The sequence below is a fragment of the Komagataeibacter intermedius TF2 genome, from assembly GCF_000964425.1.
GTDB classification, from domain to species: Bacteria; Pseudomonadota; Alphaproteobacteria; order Acetobacterales; family Acetobacteraceae; genus Komagataeibacter; species Komagataeibacter intermedius.
In genome coordinates, this window is record NZ_BANF01000260.1 from 1 (window position 1) to 1,457 (window position 1,457).

1 protein-coding gene is annotated in these 1,457 nt (G+C 55.7%); it reads left to right on the forward strand.

Annotated features, from left to right (window positions below; genetic code table 11):
* Positions 1-68: 68 nt before the first annotated feature.
* Positions 69-1,319: an IS701-like element IS1452 family transposase gene (locus B7449_RS16815; protein ID WP_012812328.1), complete on the forward strand. Its 1,251-nt coding sequence runs from the start codon at positions 69-71 to the stop codon at positions 1,317-1,319.
* The last annotated feature ends 138 nt before the right edge of the window (positions 1,320-1,457 follow it).

The following is a 1,457-nucleotide window of genomic DNA, read 5'->3' on the forward strand; positions in this document are numbered from 1 at the left end:
ACGTCTCACAACCTGACACCTAGCACTACAGTTGCATTTTGTGTTGAGTTCTGAATCTATGGGTAACCATGATTCAGGATATGATGAGTGGCGGTACGTCTGTTGAAGAGACGCTGGAATTATGGGCGCGCTCGCTTCGGTCCGCCAAGGATCGGATGGCGCCGCTGTTCACGCAAAAACGTGTCGTAGATTCGGCCTGTGCTTTTCTTGATGTTTTGATTGGCAATGAACCACGCAAGACGGGATGGATGCGAGCGGAAGCCGCAGGAGATCCTGGTCCATGGCGGCAGCAGGCGCTTCTGGGACGCGGGCACTGGGATGCCGATGCCCTTCGTGACGTCGTCAGGGATTATGTGATTGAGCATCTGGGCACTGAAGAGGGCGTGCTGGTCATTGATGAGACCGGTTTTCTGAAGAAGGGTCAGGCGTCCTGCGGTGTGGGGCGGCAGTATACGGGATCTGCCGGCAAGATCACGAACTGCCAGATTGGTGTGTTTGGTGCTTATGTTTCGGAACGGGGGCATGCCTTTATTGACCGCGCCCTGTATCTCCCGAAAGACTGGACATCAAAGCCTGAGCGTCTGAAGCGGGCCCACGTTCCCGATGACGTGGTGTTTGCAACCAAACCGGCGTTAGCCTCGATGATGATTGAGCGAAGTATTGAGGCCGGTGTGCCGTTCCGCTGGGTTGCAGCAGACAGCGTGTATGGCGTGGGCGACGTAGAACGCACGCTTCGCCGGGCAGGAATTGGATATGTGCTTGGGGTCAAGGGCAATCACTGGTTCGGATCATGGGCAACGGAACCGCTGATTGCCGGAGAGGCGAAAGATATTGCAGCAGGACTGCCAGACCAGGCCTGGCGTCGTCTGTCAGCGGGGCACGGCACAAAAGGTGAGCGACTTTATGACTGGGCGTATCTTCCGCTTGCTGATCTGGATGCTGAAGAATTTGACTGCCCTATAGCCGGACCATGGACACGTGGCCTGTTGATCCGCCGAAACATCGCTGACGGGGACCTTGCCTATTTTACGACCTGGAGCCCGAAAGGGACAACCACGCAGGAACTGGTGAACGTTGAAGGGACGCGCTGGAGGATCGAAGAAGGGTTCGAGACGGCCAAAAACGAATTTGGTCTTGATCATAACGAGACCCGCTCCTGGCATGGTTGGCATCGGCACGTCTCTCTGGTCATGCTGGCCTATGCCGTCATGGCCAGTGTCCGTTACCAGGCAAACTCACTGAAACCGAAAAAAACACAACTCAGAACACGACAGTCCTTGTCCGCTGGTCCATTCAGGAGATCAGGCGCCTCGTCGTAAAACTTGCACAACGCAGACTACCCGTCTCTCACATCCTCAGATGGTCCGTCTTTCGACGAACGCATCAGGCCAGTGCTATCCGCGCTCACTCACGACACAAAATGCAACTGTAGTGCTAGGTGTCAGGTTGTGAGACGT

What these genes read in the sequence shown, in the direction of transcription:
- B7449_RS16815 (WP_012812328.1), top strand. Translation starts at nt 69, where the DNA reads ATGATTCAGGATATGATGAGTGGCGGTACGTCTGTTGAAGAGACGCTG.